The organism is Desulfosoma sp., assembly GCF_052743555.1.
The window spans coordinates 1-17,761 of sequence record NZ_JBRAHS010000029.1; the positions used below are offsets into that span (position 1 = coordinate 1).

Genomic DNA, 17,761 nt, shown 5'->3' on the forward strand with positions numbered 1-17,761 from the left:
CCAGGGCCGACTGCATACCCGCAATCCCACCCCCCACCACCAGGACCGATCCCACCAGAGGGCTTCCAGTTCCGCTTGAGTTCATTGTTCTTTCTCCCTATCCGCTCAAGATTCCATAGGATCATCAGCCGGCAACCGGCCGCGGCGCTTTTTTTCACCCATGTGATGATGTCACAAAAAAGACAACGCAAAGGGCAAGTGTGCTGCACGGCCGAAGTTTCATGGGGTTATAAAGCGGCCTTTCTCATGGAGTCAAGCTGATGTGGAGCGCGCCATAAAATTAAGTCAAAGTGGAGCTGGCGCCTCGGACGGCCTTGGCCCGGCCGGGGGCCGAATCACTCTTGAAGTTGCCTGCATGGCCTTGTGGTTCAGGCCTTTGGCGAAGGCTTGGGCGCCGTGGTGGTTTCGGACTGCAGCACTTCGCGGATTTTCCACAGAAGCGCTTGGGCCGTGAAAGGTTTATGAATGAAAAAGGATTCCTGGGGTCCAATACCCCGGTGCAGGAGCATATCCGCCGTGTAGCCGGACATAAACAGGCAGATCGTTTCCGGGTGGGTCTTTTTGACCGCATCCCAGAGTTCCCGGCCGCTCATGTCGGGCATGACCACATCGGTCAGAAGGATGTGCACAGGGTCCTGGGCTTTCTCCGCCCATTGCAGGGCTTCCCGAGGGTTCGAAAACGCTTGAACGCGATAGCCGCTGCTTTCCAAAATCGACTGAGCCAGCTCCATAATGACGGGCTCGTCCTCCACCAGAAGCACGGTTTCTCCTGCTCCCTGAAATTCTTCTTCATCGACGGGCGCCGTCTTTGAGATTCGGCGTTCAGCATCGGTAACTAGGCGCGGAAAGAAGAGATCGAACCGCGTACCCTGGCCGGGAACACTGTGCACGTCGATCCAGCCGTGGTTCTGCTTGACGATGCCGTAGACCGTCGACAACCCCAAGCCCGTCCCTTTGCCCACTTCCTTGGTGGTGAAAAACGGCTCAAAAATGCGCTCAAGAGTTTGCGCATCCATGCCGCAACCGGTATCCATGACGGAAAGCCGCACATACTGGCCCTTGGGAATAAGGACCGGACCCGCCTTTCGACGTCCGTCCAATACCACATTTTCCGTCTCCAAGGTGATGACGCCCGTACGCTCGATGGCATCCCGGGCATTGATAACCAGGTTGGCCACCATTTGATCCGCCTGGGAAGGATCCAAAAACACCAGCCAGAGGTCTTTGCCGGGTAGAAACTCCAAACGGATTTCTTCCCCGATGAGCCGCTGCAACATGCGCTGGGTTTCCGCCAGGTGTTCGTTGAGGTTCAGGGCGACGGGCCGTATGACGTCCTTGCGCGCAAAGGTGAGCAACTGGCGGACCACGCGGGCGGAACGTTCCGCGGCCTTGTGGATTTCGTTGAGCAAGCGATGCACTCGATCCTGGGAACTGACACAACCCAGAGCCACCTCCGCGTATCCCATGATGATCTGCAGAGCGTTATTGAAATCGTGGGCCACACCGCCGGCAAGCCGCCCAACGGATTCCAGCTTTTGCGCTTGGGCCAACTGGTCTTCCAAATCCTTTTTGGCCGTAATGTCCTGCTTCATGCCCAGGTAATGGCTGATGCGTCCGGCCTCGTCCACAATGGGACAAATCACCGCATCTTCCCAGTAAAGGGTGCCGTCCTTCTTTTTGTTGCAGAAAATGCCTTGCCAGATCTCCCCTCGCGTGATGGTCTTCCACAGATCATCGTAAGTGTGTCGCGGGGTTTTTCCGGATTGCAAAATGCGCGGGTTTTGCCCCACCACTTCCCCAGGGCTGTAACCGGTCAGGCGGCAGAACTGCTCATTGACATACTCTATATTTCCCGAAGGGTCGGTAATGACCACGGACAGCGGGCTTTGTTCCACCGCCCGGGTCAAGAGCCGAAGGCGCGCCTCCATGACCTTCTGGGCGGTGATGTCCGTCTCCACACCGATCATGCGCACTGGCTTTCCCGCATCGTCTCGTGCGATGACTCTGCCTCGATCCAAAATCCAGGTCTGAGGACCGTCATCTTTGAGAACCCGATAGGTCGCTTCATAGTATGGGGTCTTCCCGGCCAGGTGCTCCCGCAATCGCCGCAGCACTCGGGGCCTGTCCTCCGGATGCGTGGTATGGGACCATGTGCGCTCATCTTCCCGGCGGTCCGAGCCCGTCAATCCGCGGCGTTCAAACCATTGTTCATCCCGCACCACACGGCGCGCCGGTATGTTCCAATCCCACGAACTCATGGCCGCCGCCTGCAATGTCAGTTCGTATTTTTCCAACGTTTCCTGAAGCAGAGTCATCCGGCGGCGTTCTTCCGTCTGGTCTCGAAAGACCAGCACGCAGCCGAGGACGCGCCCTGAAGGGTCCACCATAGGCGCTGCGCTGTCGGCAACGGGGCGCTCCGTGCCGTCGCGGGCAATGAGCAAAGTGTGGTTGGCCAGACCTACAGTGACGCCTCTTTTCAGCACTAGAGCCACGGGGTCATCCACTGTGGCTCGGGTTTTCTCATTGATGATGTGAAAAACTTCTGAACACGGGCGGCCTTGCGCTTCTTCGACCTTCCACCCGGTCAGCTCTTCCGCCAAAGGGTTCATGTTCTGAACAAAGCCGTCTTTATCCGTCGTGATCACCCCTTCGGCCATGCTTTGAAAGGTGATGCGAAGGATTTCCTCCTTTTTTCGGCTCTCTTCCAAAAGCCTGTGAATCTCCTGCGTCTTTTGGCGCACTTGAGCCCTGAGCAGCACAATCCACAAAAGGCTCAAGCACACCACAACCCCCAACGCTCCCATCACCCAAGCCAACGCGCGCCACGGAATTCGGAATCCCAGAGGCGTTCCCATCCATCGGCGATCGATCTCTTGCAACGCTTTGGGATCGAGGGACGCAAAACCTTGTTCAACGGCGTTGAGCACATCTTCATGGCCTTTGAGCACCGCCCGATGAAACCAGCCGGAATACAGGGTGAAGCCCCTCTTGAACTGCGTATAAAGGCCGTATTTCGCCAAAAAGTATTGAGCAGGAGGATCGTCGATGCAAAAGACGCGCACTCGGCCTGCGGCGGCATCCCGCACAATGGCTTCGTAGCTGGGGTAGAACAACAGAGTGGTGACGCCTCTGGACTGCAAAACACGGATGCAGGCATCGCCTTCTTTCACCGCCACGGCGAATCCTTTAAGCGTATCCGTATCGGCAATGCCCGATATCGTCTCGTGGTGATAGATACTCACGGGAATTTCGGCATACGGCTTCCCAAACGTATAGACGGCGCCCCGTTCCGGGGTGAGAAAGATCGTATCGATGACATCCGCTTCGCCCCGGCGAAAGATCTCCTGAGCCTTTTCCCAATCCGTGGCCAGCAGCTCCACGGGGCGGCTGGTGGCCTTTTCCCATAGGGCCCATTGATCTATGAGAATGCCTCGAAGACGGCCTTCGGCATCGCGAAAAATATATGGAGGATAATTGTCATCCAATGCAACGCGCAGGGGCGCCTGATCAGCCGCCCGCACCCCGAAAGCAATTGCCACGAAGGCCCCCAGAACCCATGCGATCCAGACCAGCGCACCAGGGCCTTGTGCGAAGCGACGGAACGGCCGCCGAGGCTTCTCCGTCATCGGGCTCACTCCAATGAAGTGGCAGTCTATCCAGCACGTTACGCATGAGGCAAACTGGCCTCTAATATGTCCCTGCCTACGGGAAATTGTCAATACTCTGTGAATTTTCTTCCCCAGATCGGCCGAAGAACTGCTCAATGAGAGCGCGGACCTTCGGCCTACAAAAAAGCGTGACGCTGCCTATTCCGAAGAATGCCAAGCACGAATACACTTCAAAAAACTTTCAGGCCTGACACGCAACCGCACGCCTCGCCCAAACTGAGGCAGGGCCCATGGGATCAAAGAGCATTATGGGAGAGTGGAATAAAGTCTTCATGAAACCAGAGGGCCTGCGGCTTTGAAAAATAAAGGGTTTTTGGACAGAGGCCCACGGGAAAGCCGCCGTGGGGCGGGCGCCGGATGGTGATATGGCGACTTGACATTGCCGTTCTTGTGAGGCACGAGTGCGGGGAATTAAGGCCGTGGAACGCGAAGGTTGGGTATCGTTTTGAGCTAGGTGCAGACAAGGAGCGAATGATGCCGGCGGACAAGTTGGATGAACGGTGTGTGACGACGATTCGGCTCTTGGCTGTGGATATGGTGGAAAGTGCCAAGTCCGGCCATCCAGGGTTGCCTCTAGGGGCGGCCCCTATGGCCTATGTCTTGTGGAGCCGCCACTTACGCCATAACCCTTCCGATCCATCGTGGGCCAATCGAGACCGATTCATTCTGTCCGCGGGGCACGGATCGGCTCTGCTTTACGCGCTGCTGCATCTCACAGGCTATGATCTCAGCCTGCAGGAACTGAAGAGCTTTCGCCAATGGGAAAGCCGGACTCCGGGGCATCCCGAATACGGCCTCACCCCAGGGGTGGAATGCACCACGGGTCCTCTGGGACAAGGCTTTGCCATGGGGGTGGGCATGGCTTTGGCGGAAAGCTGGCTCGCCCGCCGGTTTAACCGCCCCGGTTTTCCCATCTTTGACCATTACACCTTTGGGCTTGTTTCCGACGGCGACCTCATGGAAGGTGTGGCTTCCGAGGCGGCGTCTCTGGCCGGTCACTGGACGCTGGGCAAGCTTATTTACCTCTATGATGACAATCATATCACCATTGAAGGCGACACAGCGCTGAGTTTTACGGAAGACGTCCTTCAGCGGTTTCAAGCTTACGGATGGCATACGGAACGCGTTGCCGACGGCAACGATTTGGACGCCGTTGATGCCGCCATTGCCAAGGCCAAGGCCGTGACGGATCGACCGTCATTGATCGCGGTGCGTACTCGCATCGGTTACGGCAGCCCCAAGGAAAACAATGCCGCCTGCCACGGAGAACCTTTGGGTCCTGAAGCCTCCCGAAAGACCAAGGAATTTTATGGCTGGCCGGTGGAGGAATCGTTTTACGTGCCTGAGGATGTCCGGCAGCACATGGGCCGGGCCGTGGCCAATGGGCAACGAATCCAGGAACAGTGGGACGCCATGATGGCCCGCTACGCCCAAATGTATCCTCAGGACGCCGCCCTCTTGAAGCAGTACCTCGACGGAACCCTTCCCGAAGGATGGGATCGAGCCCTTCCTGTCTTTGACGCCGCCAAAGGGGCCATCGCCACGCGCAATGCTTCCGGCACGGTCCTGAACGCCCTGGCCCCGGTCGTCACCAACCTCATTGGCGGATCCGCGGACCTCGCGCCGTCCAACAAGACCTTTGTGGCGCAGGGAGGCGAGCGGAACCTGCACTTTGGAGTGCGTGAACACGCCATGGGGGCCATTCTCAACGGCATGGCTCTGCACGGGGGGCTACGTCCCTATGGCGGCACTTTTCTTGTCTTTGCGGACTACATGCGCCCGGCCATTCGCCTGGCAGCCCTCATGAAAACCAAAGTCATCTATATTTTCACGCACGACAGCATCGGTGTCGGAGAAGACGGCCCCACGCATCAGCCCGTGGAACATTTGGCTTCGCTACGAGCCATTCCAGAACTGACGGTGCTTCGTCCCGCCGATGCCAACGAGACGGCAGCCGCCTGGAAAGTGGCTCTGGAAGCAGACGGCCCCGTCGCACTGGCCCTGACGCGCCAAAACGTACCGGTCTTAAAGATGGATCGAGAGAAGATCTGTGAGGGGGTAGCTAGAGGGGCTTATGTGTTGTCGGAAAGTGCCCAGCCTGCCCGGCTGATTCTCATCGCCTCGGGATCCGAAACTCACTTGGCTTTAGAAGCTCAGAAGGTGTTGGAGCAAGAAAAAGGGGTGCCGACCCGCGTGGTCTCGATGCCGTCCTGGGAGCTCTTTGAACGGCAAGAGGAGGCTTACCGGAACGCCGTCCTGCCTCCCGCCACTCGCGCCCGTTGCGCCGTGGAAGCAGGGTCCACCATGGGCTGGCATCGATGGGTGGGAAGCCAGGGTGCCGTGATCGGCATGGACCGGTTTGGCGCTTCGGCACCGGGATCCGTTCTCATGAAACAGTTCGGTTTCAGCGTGGAAAATGTGGTGGCCACGGCCTTGGCCGTTCTGGCGCGGGCACAAGCTTAAGGATCGCCGTGGAAAAACCAAAGGAGCGAAAACGATGGCGGAAGGATGGTTGAACTGGGGTTTGTCCACCCGCTGTGTTCATGCCGGCACCGTGGAAGACACTGTGGCGGGCGGGGTCAACACCCCTATTTTTGCTTCATCGGCGTTTCGAGTGCCCGGGCCAACGGGCCGTGTGGTGTATCCGAGATACCAGAATATTCCGGGCCAGGTGGCCGTCGCTCAGAAAATCGCCGCCTTGGAAAACGCCCAAGCCGGCATCGTGGTGGCTTCCGGCATGGCCGCCATCAGCAGCGTGTTTTTGGCCTTTTGCCAGACCGGTGACCATGTGATCCTTCATCGGGACCTCTACGGCGGTACTCTGGGATTGGCCCGGAAAGAACTGCCGCGCCGAGGCATTGACATCACCTGGGTGGATGCTTTTCACGTGGAAGATTTTGAGGCGGCTTTTCGCCCACAAACACGCCTCATTTACGTGGAAACACCCTCCAACCCTCTGATGAACATCCTCGATTTGGAGACTCTGGCCCAAATGGCCCGATCCCGAGGCGTCCTTACGGTGGTGGACAACACCTTTGCCACACCCATCAACCAAAATCCCTTGGATTTGGGCATCGATATCGTGGTCCACAGCGGCACGAAATACCTCAACGGTCACAGTGACTTGTGCTGTGGGGCCGTGGTCGGCGCCGCCTCGCTCCTGGAGGCCATCACTCCCGTCATTTCGCTTTACGGCCCCAGTTTGAGTCCCTATGACTGCTTTTTGTTGGAAAGAGGCTTAAAAACGTTGGCTTTGCGCATGGCCCGTCACAACCACAACGCCATGGCCGTAGCGGCTTATCTTGCCCAGGATCCTCGAGTGGCCAGGGTCTACTATCCCGGCCTTTCCGAACACCCGCATCACCACATCGCCGCCCGCCAGATGCGAGGTTTCGGAGGCATGCTCTCCTTTGAACCCAAAGGAAACACGAAAACCGCGCACCGCGTTATGGAAAGATTCCATTTCTTTCAGCCGGCTGTGAGCCTCGGTGGCGTGGAATCCCTGGCCTGTTTTCCCGTGGAAACGTCCCATGCCTCCGTGCCGCCGCTCCAGAGAGAACAGATGGGCATTCGTGACACCTTGATCCGCCTTTCCGTGGGCATCGAAGATACCGAAGACCTCCTTAAAGATGTGGATCAGGCCCTCGAGGCCGTACTATAGGAGATCGATGATGGGTCTGTTCAATGCCCTGAACGCCCAAAGGGGGGATGATATGAAACCGATGTTCATCATTTCCACCGAAGCTGCTGATTGAAAGGGCCAAGGTGCTCGATGGCTTTTACATCTCCACTCGATACGCCAACGCTCATTCCAAAGGCCCGCCCTTCGAACATAACGGAAAACTGCGCAGCCGAGAGGCGCTGGAACATGCCCGTGAAATCCTTGGATTCGTCCGTGCGAAAATGGCCGGATAAGCATGCGGTGCACCAGGCGGCGAAAATGTGGTCCGACCGTGAAGCCAAGCGGCGGCCCGAATTGATGCGTCTTGGTTATTTTGGTTCCTACGCCTGAGGGGACCGGGGCGTCGGCAGCGACTTGGACCTGGTTGCTTTGGTTTCGGAATCCCCAGTGCCGTTCGAAACAAGAAGCCGCGACTGGGACTTGAACTCACTGCCCGTGCCGGCCCACCTTCTCATCTACACGGCTTCTGAATGGCATGCGATGGAACAGGAAGACGGGCGGTTTATCCGAATGCTTCGGCGCGAGACGGTCTGGGCGCTTGAAAGGCGCCTTCTTCAGTGACATCGAGCGAAAGCGCCTGGTTGCGATCAGAAACCCAACGCGCGTGTTTTTACTGATTTGCTTCTCAATATCAAGGCGATCCACGAACAAAAATAGCACGCCATGGCACGATCGTGCGTGATGAACAGGCAGGTGTGGACCGCGAAGGACGTTGTCCCGTCGAAGTCAATGGACGAGCGCCCCCTTGCCCATCGGAGGGACGCGCTTCCGCGCGTCCGCTGATTTCTCAGCCCCTGCCCAATCGGAGGGACGGCCTCCTGGCCGTCCGCAGAATATGCAGCCTGGAGGGAGGGTCCCTTCGAGGGATGCCGATCGAAAGGACGAGATCCCTTCCTGGTGAAGACAAGGGGGAATCCCTCGGGATCGAAGGGACGCGCTTCTGCGCGTCCGCTGATTTCCCTGCCACCAAAAGGTGGGCCGTTCGAGGTAGATCGACGGGCACGGCCTTCCCAATCGGAGGGAAGGATTCCTGCCCGACCGCAGCATATGTGGACCGGCAGGAGGCGGTCCCTAAGAAGGGAAACGACATGGCAGAACAAACTCACCGGCGTGAGCCGGCCCATCCGAACTAGGAGATCGCGAGACTGAGGTCCTTGCAAGTGCTAACAACGTCGACCGATGAAAACCTGTTCCAAAGGGATCCGAAAGCGCGGGCCGGCGACCCGCCAAAACAGCGGGCGGACCACCCCGAAGCTCGCAGAAAAACGGCCGAGGAGTCATACTCCCATGTTACAGCTGGTGCAGGATTTCCACCTTGGCGAGGCTGCGCTCCTTGGCCAGCCAGGCTTGCCACAGCTGGTTCTGCTTCAGTTGGATGAGGCGCATTCGCGCGTTTTCCCTTTCTTTTTCAAGCGCTTCCGGCGCCGGGTCCTGACGGCCGACAAGCTGGCAGACCAAAAAGGTTCCCTGATGAGACAAGGGGGCTTGCGGCAGGTCACCGGGGTTTTGCAGCTGAAAGACAGCCTCGGCGGCTTCGCCCCACAGTCTGAGCTTTTCATCGGGTTCTGATCGCGAAAACCATCCACTCACCTGGACGGTCACACCCGCCGAAGACGCCGCCTTGTCCAGCGCACCCACGGTGCGGGCTTGTTCCACAAAAGCCGTCGCCGCCTGCTGCGCCGCCTCTCGAGCCCGCTCCATTTTGAAGTCTTCCTCGACGCGGCTTTTCACGCTTTCCAATGGAGGAATCCTCGGCCCTTGAACGGCGATGACCTGCCCGACCACAAAGCCGTTGGCCCATTCCAACACATCAGACACTTCGCCCTCACCCAGACTGAACAGACTCTTCATGACCTCGGGGGCATAACCCACTTTGGGAAGAAGGTCTGTGGCCGACACGGCCTTATCGGGAGCTTCGACGGACCGTTTCATGCGTTCGGCTGTCTTGGCAAGGTCGCCCTCGGCGTAGGCGGCATCGGCAAACTCCCGCGCCTTGGTGTAGACCACATCGCGAGCTTTTTCCCTTTTAATGTTCAGTTCGATCTGAGCCCTCGCTTTTTCTAAAGGCACCGTTTCTTCAGGACGCACATCCTCCACCTTGATAATGTGAAACCCATACGGCGTGCGCACCAGATCGCTCACTTCCCCGGGTTTCATGGCAAACGCGGCGTCGGCAAAGGTCGGCACCATCTGCTCCTTAGTAAACCACCCCAGGTCGCCTCCGGCCTGAGCCGATCCGTCCTGCGAATGGGCCTTGGCCAAGGCGGCAAAGTCTTCCCCTCGACGTGCCTTTTCCAGGACTTGACGGGCGGCGGTTTCCACTTTCTTCACCTCGCTTTCGGAAGCCTCCGCCTTGACGCGAAAGAGAATGTGGCGCGCCTTCACTTGCTTTTCCTGGTGGAACGTGTCTCGATGGTCTTCGTAATAGGTGCGGATTTCGTCTTCCGTTACGGTAATATTCGCCATCTCGTCGTCCAGCACAAAAGGCACATAAACCAAAACGCGCTTTTCCGGCTCCTGATAGCGAAGGGCATTTTTTTCAAAAAAGGCCGAAACCTGCGCCTCATCGACCGTCACCTTATCCAGAAAGCTTTGGGGATCAAACTTTACGTACGCCACCTGCACCTTGTTGAATCGAAATTGCAGATCCGCCGCCACTTCCGCGTCGCTGACCAGGGCTTGCCCTTTAATAAAAGCTTCCACACGCCGCAGGGTCAAATCCCGAGCCAGCTGTTGTTCAAAAGCCTGCGGTGTCAAACGATTGTGTTGCAGGACCGACACGTAGCGCTGCCGGTCAAATCGTCCGTCCACCTGAAACGCGGGCACGGAAAGCACTTCGGCTTGAATGTCTTCCGGTCCCGCATGCAACCCCAGAACACGGGCCGCTTGCATGATGAGCATGCGGTCGATGAGAAGATCCAGTGCTTGTTGCTTCAGGTTCATGCGTTCCAGCAGTTCCTGCGTGAGCTGGTTGCCGAACTGGCGCCGATACATGTTCAGCAGCTGATCGTAGGCCTGGTTGTAGTCGGCGTAGGTGATGTAGACATCCCCGACCCGGGCAAGTCGACTGGCTTTCATGGACTTGTAGGAATACCCGCCCCAGAAGATGAAAACCACGATAATGGCAAACAGGGCGACTTTGATGATCCAACTGCCGGCATGTTCACGAAAAACGGTGAGCATGAGCGGAATGTCCTCCTTTACGCAGCCATAATCGGCGTGGTATGGCGCCTTTCCAGAATCCAGTACAGAATGGCTCCAAGGCACGGCACGGTAGCCACCACGGCAAACCAGACCATTTTCCGCCGTCGCGTGCGAAATCGGCGCCTGGGAATTTCTTGAATGGCCCAGAAAGTGGGCACCATGGGGAGCACGAAGAGGGTCGCTAGAATGAAGATTTTCAGCGGCACGTTCATCAGCCCTTTTCACATGTTTGGCGCGAGCCCTGACATCCCGCGCCTCATTTTCGGAAGACCTACCTCAAGCGATCCTGAGTCAGTCGGCCCATGACGGCCATTTTTTCTTCGATTTCGGCTCGGCACCGGCGAATGTGCGAGGCCTGGGTTTCCAACGCCTGGCGAAGCACCTGCTCCAGAGCCGATTGCAGCGAGTCTATAACCGCTTCGCTGCGCCGCTGCAAGGATTTCTTGTATTCTCGATAAAATCGGGCTCCCACCAAAAACTGCAAAAAAGCCCACGTGCCCAACGCGGCCAGACCCTGCCCGGCAAAAAGTCTCTCCACCATGGCGGCCGCCAGGGCCACGATCTGGGGTACGCCGGGGTGGCCAAGGGCGGCCCGCCACGCGTCCTGTCCTCCCAATGCCAGCAACAACAAAGCCGTGATGAAAAAGCTCCACAGCCTTTGACGCCATCGCACGGAGGCCTCGCCCCGTCTTTGAGCCTGGGCCGCAACCACGACCACGGCTTCCCGCGCCTCTTCCGCCACGGAAATCTGCTGCCACGATCGGTGAATGCTGTCCAGAAGCTCCGTCCGTAAGGGGTCCGCCAGGGCTTCTTGCCACGCCAAACTGGCGCTGTAATCTTGAAACCAGGCCAGGTGTTCTTGAAAACGCCCCTGCAAACTCGTCGACACATTCCGTTCCAAGGCCGTTATCGCCTGAGAGGCTTCGGGCACGCCGCCACCCAAGCGATCGATCCAGGCCAGCACGGCGGCCGCGCCCTGAAGATCCCTTGAGCTGTGCAGGCCTTGGGAGACGTTTTCTAGGATAGAAAGCTCGCTCAATACCCGACGCACCCAAGAGGTCGTTTTGCCCAAACGTTCGTCACTCAAGAGGGCGTTTTCCAGAAGGTTCAGGAAGTGAACGGCCCGTTCCAGTTGCTCCATCCCTTCACGAACCCGAAAGAGCACGGCCTGGAATTCCGCATCCAGATTAGCTGCCTTAATGGCCCGAATTTGCTTGGCGTTGCGTTCCTGAAACACCCATCGGGAAAGAAAAGGAAATTGATTCCAGGGCGAAAGGGGCGATTCTTCAAGAGCTTCCTGCGTGGAAACGACGTAAAGCACGGGATCCCGCACGCCGCTTTCCCGCACAAGGCGACTGAAGGATTGCACGACCTTTTGGAAATCTTCCAAGGAGCCTGCGGCATTCCCCCCGGAAAACAGCAGGTCTGCTTTGTTCAGCACAAAGGCGAAGTTGTGCCGCGACTTCGGCGCCTCGCGCAGCATCTCGTAAAAACGGCCGTCGGCGTATTTTTCCGGTGTGGTCACCCACAGCACCAGATCCAAGTGTTCCATGAACGCCAGCACTCGACGCCGGTGTTCGTGCACAAGGCTGTCGAAGTCGGGAAGGTCGGCCATGATCAGATGTCGAGCGGCGTCCGCCTGGTGCACAACTTCGGTGAAAAGGCCGTCCATCATCTTAAGCGTGGAAGGCAGGGGACAATCCGAGTGCCGATAGAGCAAAACCCGATCGGTGTGCGGCCTTCGATGGCTGACGGAAGCGATGGGTTTGCGGGCCAGGGCGTTCATCAGAGTGGACTTGCCGACCCCTGTGCCGCCCACAAGCCCTATGAACAAAAATCCGTCCTCCAAGGAATCCAGTTTTTGTTGAATGTCTTGGACGCGATGCCTCAACGCCTGGCGTTCCTCATCCTTTAAGGGCATCAGGGATGCCGAAGCCAGCAGGGATTGAAGATCGTGGATTCGAAGGCGAAGATCTTCAAGGCTCGACACAGGGTTTCCCCTTTCGATCATCCATGGTTCCCTCAGTTCGCTGCTCTGGTCATGTCAAAAACCTTGATCATCTTGTCCGATCCATGAGGGCGGGCGTACGCCCGCTTTTTGTGCAGGCCGGAAGCCAGGACCCCCAGCAAGAGATCCTTCACGGCGCCTTGCGGCGCCTCTCAGGATCCGGTTTCTTGGGTCCAGCGACGCAGGGTTTCCACGGCGTCGGCTGAAGGCATCAAAGGTCCCAGGCACGCTTCGAAGCGGCGCCGCTGCGCCTCCACCACCGATAGGAGGCTCGCCCGGTACTTTTCCGAAAGCTGTCGCGCGATTTTTTGAATTTCCGTATAGGCGAAAAGTTCCACAGCTCCCTTGGTCACAAAAGGCGCAATGGCGGCATCAATGACTGCGTCCAGCACCGAAAGGCCGCCCCCGACCGCCACTTCCAAGCTCAAAATCAGAAGGCCCCAAAGGACCGAGGTGGAATAAATGCCCCATTTTTTCCCTTTGGGAATGTCACGTGCCAGCTCAAAAAAGACTTTTTCCAGCCACTGAATGAGCCGTTCTTGTTCGTGATGAACGTGCCGAGTGACTTCCTCAGGGGTCATCAGCACACCCGGTCGAGTGACGGCTTGGTGAATGGGGCTTTCGGGCCGCGCCGGCACCGTCTCTTCGAGCACTCTTCGGCCGTAGCGCTGCACGGCGCTCTGTACTACGCTGAGATCCAGCCGATTTTTGATCCGCTGCAAGGCCTCGGCACGATCCGGATAGGGCTCCGAAGACATGAGCCCCAGAAAGCGCAGCGGTGCCGTGATCCACTGCGCAAGCCAACGCCTCGGGCCCGCCAGCACGTCGTAGCGGGAAAACAGATTGCGGATTTCCGCCTGAAGATAAGATCGTGTTTCTGAAGAAAAGCGTCGGTGCTGATCTTCCACAATCTCGGTCACGGCCTTTTCCGCATAGCGGCGCAGTTGCTCTTTCCATCGGTGTGCTTGGAGCAGTTCCTGGGAGATCCCGTCCAGAATCCATTCCAAGCGGTGCCGCAAGGACTCCTTTCTTTGGGCCATCCAGGAAGTCCGTTTGTCAGAGGCTTGCAACGCTCTGATCGTCTCGTGCATACCGTTCACAAAAGCCTGAAACGCGCCTTCCTTCGGCAGAGCCTCCACAGGATTGGAAGACACCAAGGGCAAAAGCCACAGGGCTCCCTCCGGTACAGGTGTTTCTTGCTCTAGAATCTCCCGCACGTCTTCTTCACGGAAATCCCCGCCCATCTTGTTGCACACCACGAGAACAGCCGTTCCATCTTCAATCACTCTCTTAAGAAACCTTGACGGCACATCGTCGGCGTACTTTTCCTGGCTCGTCACAAAGACGACAAGGTCCGCCAGTCGCCGCAGGGTTTCTACGAGGTTTCGATTGGCGATTTCCACACTGTCCACATCGGGCGTGTCCATCAGGACCACGGAAGCCCATTCCGGGCGCTGATGAACCCACACGTGAATGACCCCGGGCTCTCCCGTCATAGGGGCGAAGACACCGGACGGATCCAAGGGATGGACCCTCACGTAAAATTCAGGAAAAGGAAAACCCAACTCAATCCCCGCTTTTTCGTGAACAAAACCGACGGCTCCAGCCGTCTTGGGCCTCTCCACCCCCACGGCGCTCACAACCGCCCCGCACACGGCATCAAAGACCGTGGATTTACCGGTTCCCGTCCCTCCCATGAAAAAGACCCACAAAAGCGGGTTCTTGTTCTTGTAAATGAGAAGGTTGCGTTCTCGTATAAGGCTCTGAACCTCGTCTGGAATTCGAAGCCCCTCTTCGGTAAAACCCGGAACGCGAAAACCACCGTCGCGAAAACTGGGCGATGGGTCATGTGAAATCACGTCGTGGACGGCCATTCTGTTTCTCGTCGTCGCTAAAGGTCTTTTCAAAAGCTGCTCAGGGCGTATCTGATTCCCAGGCACAAGCCGGGGAGGAACCGCGTCCTCGCGGTCCGCATACTTGCGCACGCGCAGGAACGCCTCCCTCCGAAAGCGTGGGCGTGAACATCGTCGCTATGGACACACGAACCCTCACATAACACTCTCGAGCATGCTCCGCGAAGCTCGTACGATCCCCAGGAAAAAGACATTTTCGAAAGAACCTCTAGATCTTACCTTCTCGGACAGCCTCGCGGGATGCCTTCGTGATTCGCCACGAGAACGGCAGGGTCTGGGCCAGGGCACGATACACCGCCACAATCCAAGGTGGGCCGGCATGGTGCAGGATGCACGCGGTCAGAAATTTTCCCGAGGAGATGGGGGTATGCGTCACTTGGTCCTTAAGCAGCCTCAGGTGCCGTTTCCTCAGAAACTTTTGGTAAAAGATCGTGACTGCACGATCGGAAAGAATCATCTGCACGGACGCGTAGCGTGGCACACCGGGAATCCGCAGCGCAAAGGCTCGGGCCGCCCAGAGCGTTTCTTCGCCGTTCTCGCGCACCGCCTCAAACGCCAGCTGCACCCATAGCGGAAGATCCTTCGGCAGATCAGGGGACGATCGAGGGCCAAAAGCCGAACGGATGCGGTATCCTAAGGCCCGCACCCCCATGGAAACAACCAGGCACAGGACAGGGAACACCGCCAGGACTCCCGCCACAAGAAGCATCGTTAGAAAGAAGGTCCACTGAGGATGGGTCAGCGACAGGTAGGTGTAGCCCACGGCGAAGAGGTCCTCCCCAAGACTCAGCAGCATATTGGAAAAGGGTTCCGGGCTTGCCTGCACCAGAAGGCGCGTGCCCGCCTTGGTGAGATGCGCCGCCGAGGCCAAGCTCACCCCGATCATAAAGGCAATGACCTCCAGGGCCGGCGAGCCTTCACCCACGTGCAGGACGGCCAAGAGCGCGCCACCCAAAGGGCGAATCACCGTGTGGATCGCATCCCACAGTGTGTCCATGCCCGGAATTTTGTCCACGACGAATTCCACGGCGTAGAGCACAACCGCCACAAAAATAACGGCATCATTGGCCAGCACCGACAGTTCCGGCGGCAGGCCATGCACGAGACCGTACTTGAAGCACAAACCCACCGCCGCCACTGTGGCGTAAAGATTGATGCCGCAAATGAAGGAAAGCCCCAAAAGGGATCCCAATTGAGCGATGGCTTCCATGGTTCGTCTTCCCTCTTTTTTTTCAGCTCATCCTAGGGCCTTTCCGCCTGCGTGGCAAGGCACGTCCCCCACACCTCTCACAGCGGCTTTGAAAAAACACAGCGTTCCTGTAGTATGGTCATGAGTTGACGAGTACGCCTTTGAAAGAACAGGATGGGCTCCGCCGTCTGCAACGAAAGATTCGAATCGGCGGGGTTTCAACGGTATGGTTTCTCGGCGTCTGTCCGAGAATGCCTTTCGAAGGAACGCCCGTTCACCCCATAACCCCGCCGGGGAACGCGGTTATTCACGAAGAAAGCATCGTGTTCATGGCCAAGGACGTTTCTGGAACAAAAAAGATCCAGCTCCAGCAGCGCATCGCCGACATCGAGCCAAACCAAGATGTGGTCGGCACCTTTGCCGTTGAAGAAAAACAGCTGCGCACAGCCAAAAACGGGAAACCCTTTCTTACCCTGAAGCTTCGCGACAAAACGGGTACCATCACCACCCGCTTGTGGGAGAATGCCGAAGAGACCGCGCAACGTCTTGCAGGACACAGGGTGGTGCGTATTCAAGGGCGTAGCGAGCTTTTTCGCAACGAACTGCAGGTGCATCTTCACACCGTGCAACCGGTGCGTGAAACGGACCTGAACCCTTCCGATTTTCTTCCCGTCTGCCCCAAGGACATTCACACCTTATGGCAGGAATTACGCGCCTTGCTTCAAGGACTGACAAAAAAGCCGCACCGGGCATTGGTGCAGTTTTTTCTGGACGACGAAGACCTGATGAAGCGTTTTGGCACAGCCCCGGGAGCTAAATCCGTCCATCACGCCTACCTCGGGGGGCTTTTGGAACATACCGTTGCGGTGATGCGCCTGACGACCCTCATCGCCGATCAGTACCCGGCCCTGGACCGAGAGGTGTTGCTGCTGGGAGCCTTTTTGCACGATATGGGAAAGGTTCAGGAATATACTTATGATCTTGTTATCGACCATTCCGATGTGGGGCGATTGGTGGGGCACATGGTGCTCGGTGTGGAGATCCTCAATGCCAAGCTCGCCGTAATCAAGGATTTTCCCGCAGAAACCGCCATGGTGCTGAAGCATTTGATCCTCAGCCATCACGGAGAAATCGAATACGGCGCCGTGCAAAAGCCCATGACGCGGGAGGCCTTGGCTTTGCATTGTGCCGATGACCTGGACGCTCGCATGAACAGTGTGAACGAAATCCTGTCCAAAAACGACGACCCCGAATCGGCATGGACGGCTTACCAACAGCTTTACGGCAGGTATTTCTACAAAGGACCTCCAAACGAGGCTTCATCGGCGGAGACGCCCTCCACACCCTCCCGAAACAGCGCCGTGCGTGAAAAGGGGCAGCTTCCTTTGTGGCCCGTCGGCCCGGCACAAGGCTTAAGCCATGATGATGCATGAGGCCTTCACCCGCGGCGTTTTTCTCAGCCTGGAAGGCCTGGATGGATCCGGCAAAACCACCCTTTTGTCCCATGTGCGCCGTTGGATCGAGGAGCTGGGATACCCGGTTCGGGTCATTCGAGAACCTGGAGGCACACCGCTGGGCGAGCGAATCCGGGAGCTTCTTCTGGACCCTGGCCTTGCCCCCATGGACCCATGGTCGGAAGTGTGTCTGTATGTGGCGAGTCAGGTGCAGCAGGCGCGTGAGGTTGTCATGCCTTGTCTGAAGCAGGGGATCTGGGTTCTTGCAGATCGTTTTCGCGACGCGACCGTGGCTTATCAAGGTTGGGGGCGAAGGCTCGGCGCCGAGCGGGTGAAAGACCTGCAGGATCTGGTGCTGGGATCCTTGTTCCCGCACCTCACCCTGCTCCTGGACTGCGACGTGGCCGTAGCCTGGAATCGCGTGGCCAGACGGCCGGGCTTCCGGGACCGTTTGGAACAGGAAACCCGGCACTTTATGGAAAAGGTGCGGCAAGGCTATCTGGAACTGGCTCGAAATCACCCTCAACGGTTTGTAGTCATTGATGCCGCACAGCCCCTGCCAGAAGTCCTTCAGAACGTCACGGCGGCACTGGAAAGGGCACGGCCCAGGTTGGTCTCGGGCGATGCGAGTGAAATATAAGCC

Annotated in this window: 12 protein-coding genes; 6 read left to right on the top strand and 6 right to left on the bottom strand. The window is 57.8% G+C overall.

Annotation, left to right across the window (positions count from 1 at the left end; genetic code table 11):
* Window positions 1–368 precede the first annotated feature (368 nt).
* Window positions 369–3,539: a PAS domain S-box protein gene (locus ACUVSA_RS14130; protein ID WP_445895301.1), complete on the bottom strand. Its 3,171-nt coding sequence runs from the start codon at window positions 3,537–3,539 to the stop codon at window positions 369–371.
* 603 nt (window positions 3,540–4,142) lie between these two features.
* Here ACUVSA_RS14130 and tkt point away from each other — a divergent pair.
* The 4 genes from tkt to ACUVSA_RS14150 all read left to right on the top strand — a co-directional run bounded on the left by tkt (window position 4,143) and on the right by ACUVSA_RS14150 (window position 7,680).
* A complete protein-coding gene (tkt, locus tag ACUVSA_RS14135) occupies window positions 4,143–6,131 on the top strand; it encodes a transketolase (RefSeq protein ID WP_445895302.1) in 1,989 nt (662 codons plus the stop codon).
* Between the two features lie 34 nt (window positions 6,132–6,165).
* Window positions 6,166–7,329 carry a trans-sulfuration enzyme family protein gene (locus ACUVSA_RS14140; protein ID WP_445895303.1) on the top strand — a complete coding sequence of 388 codons (1,164 nt, stop codon included), beginning with the start codon at window positions 6,166–6,168 and terminating at the stop codon, window positions 7,327–7,329.
* Window positions 7,330–7,433: 104 nt separating this feature from the next.
* Entirely contained in the window at window positions 7,434–7,583 is a 150-nt protein-coding gene (locus ACUVSA_RS14145) for a hypothetical protein (protein WP_445891579.1), read from the top strand.
* On the top strand, window positions 7,537–7,680 hold the full coding sequence (locus ACUVSA_RS14150) for a hypothetical protein (protein WP_445895320.1): 144 nt from the start codon (window positions 7,537–7,539) through the stop codon (window positions 7,678–7,680). Before ACUVSA_RS14145 ends, ACUVSA_RS14150 begins: the two co-directional genes overlap by 47 nt.
* A gap of 960 nt (window positions 7,681–8,640) precedes the next feature.
* Here ACUVSA_RS14150 and ACUVSA_RS14155 read toward each other — a convergent pair.
* From ACUVSA_RS14155 to ACUVSA_RS14175, 5 genes are all read right to left on the bottom strand, one after another.
* A complete protein-coding gene (locus ACUVSA_RS14155) occupies window positions 8,641–10,533 on the bottom strand; it encodes a SurA N-terminal domain-containing protein (protein WP_445895304.1) in 1,893 nt (630 codons plus the stop codon).
* 17 nt (window positions 10,534–10,550) lie between these two features.
* Window positions 10,551–10,760: a PLDc N-terminal domain-containing protein gene (locus tag ACUVSA_RS14160; RefSeq protein ID WP_445895305.1), complete on the bottom strand. Its 210-nt coding sequence runs from the start codon at window positions 10,758–10,760 to the stop codon at window positions 10,551–10,553.
* A 65-nt stretch (window positions 10,761–10,825) separates the two neighbouring features.
* A complete protein-coding gene (locus ACUVSA_RS14165) occupies window positions 10,826–12,565 on the bottom strand; it encodes a GTPase (protein ID WP_445895306.1) in 1,740 nt (579 codons plus the stop codon).
* A 149-nt stretch (window positions 12,566–12,714) separates the two neighbouring features.
* Window positions 12,715–14,436, bottom strand: coding sequence for a hypothetical protein (locus ACUVSA_RS14170; protein ID WP_445895307.1), 1,722 nt, complete (start codon window positions 14,434–14,436; stop codon window positions 12,715–12,717).
* A 247-nt stretch (window positions 14,437–14,683) separates the two neighbouring features.
* Window positions 14,684–15,685 (bottom strand): DUF4126 domain-containing protein, encoded by a 1,002-nt coding sequence (locus ACUVSA_RS14175; protein WP_445895308.1) that lies wholly within the window; start codon window positions 15,683–15,685, stop codon window positions 14,684–14,686.
* 308 nt (window positions 15,686–15,993) lie between these two features.
* Between ACUVSA_RS14175 and ACUVSA_RS14180 the strand changes: the two genes are divergently transcribed.
* Together ACUVSA_RS14180 and tmk are read left to right on the top strand one after the other, a co-directional pair.
* On the top strand, window positions 15,994–17,097 hold the full coding sequence (locus ACUVSA_RS14180) for a 3'-5' exoribonuclease YhaM family protein (protein ID WP_445891572.1): 1,104 nt from the start codon (window positions 15,994–15,996) through the stop codon (window positions 17,095–17,097).
* Window positions 17,084–17,758, top strand: a complete 675-nt coding sequence (gene tmk, locus ACUVSA_RS14185; protein ID WP_445895309.1) for a dTMP kinase — start codon at window positions 17,084–17,086, stop codon at window positions 17,756–17,758. The genes ACUVSA_RS14180 and tmk overlap by 14 nt, the downstream gene beginning before the upstream one ends.
* Window positions 17,759–17,761 lie beyond the last annotated feature (3 nt).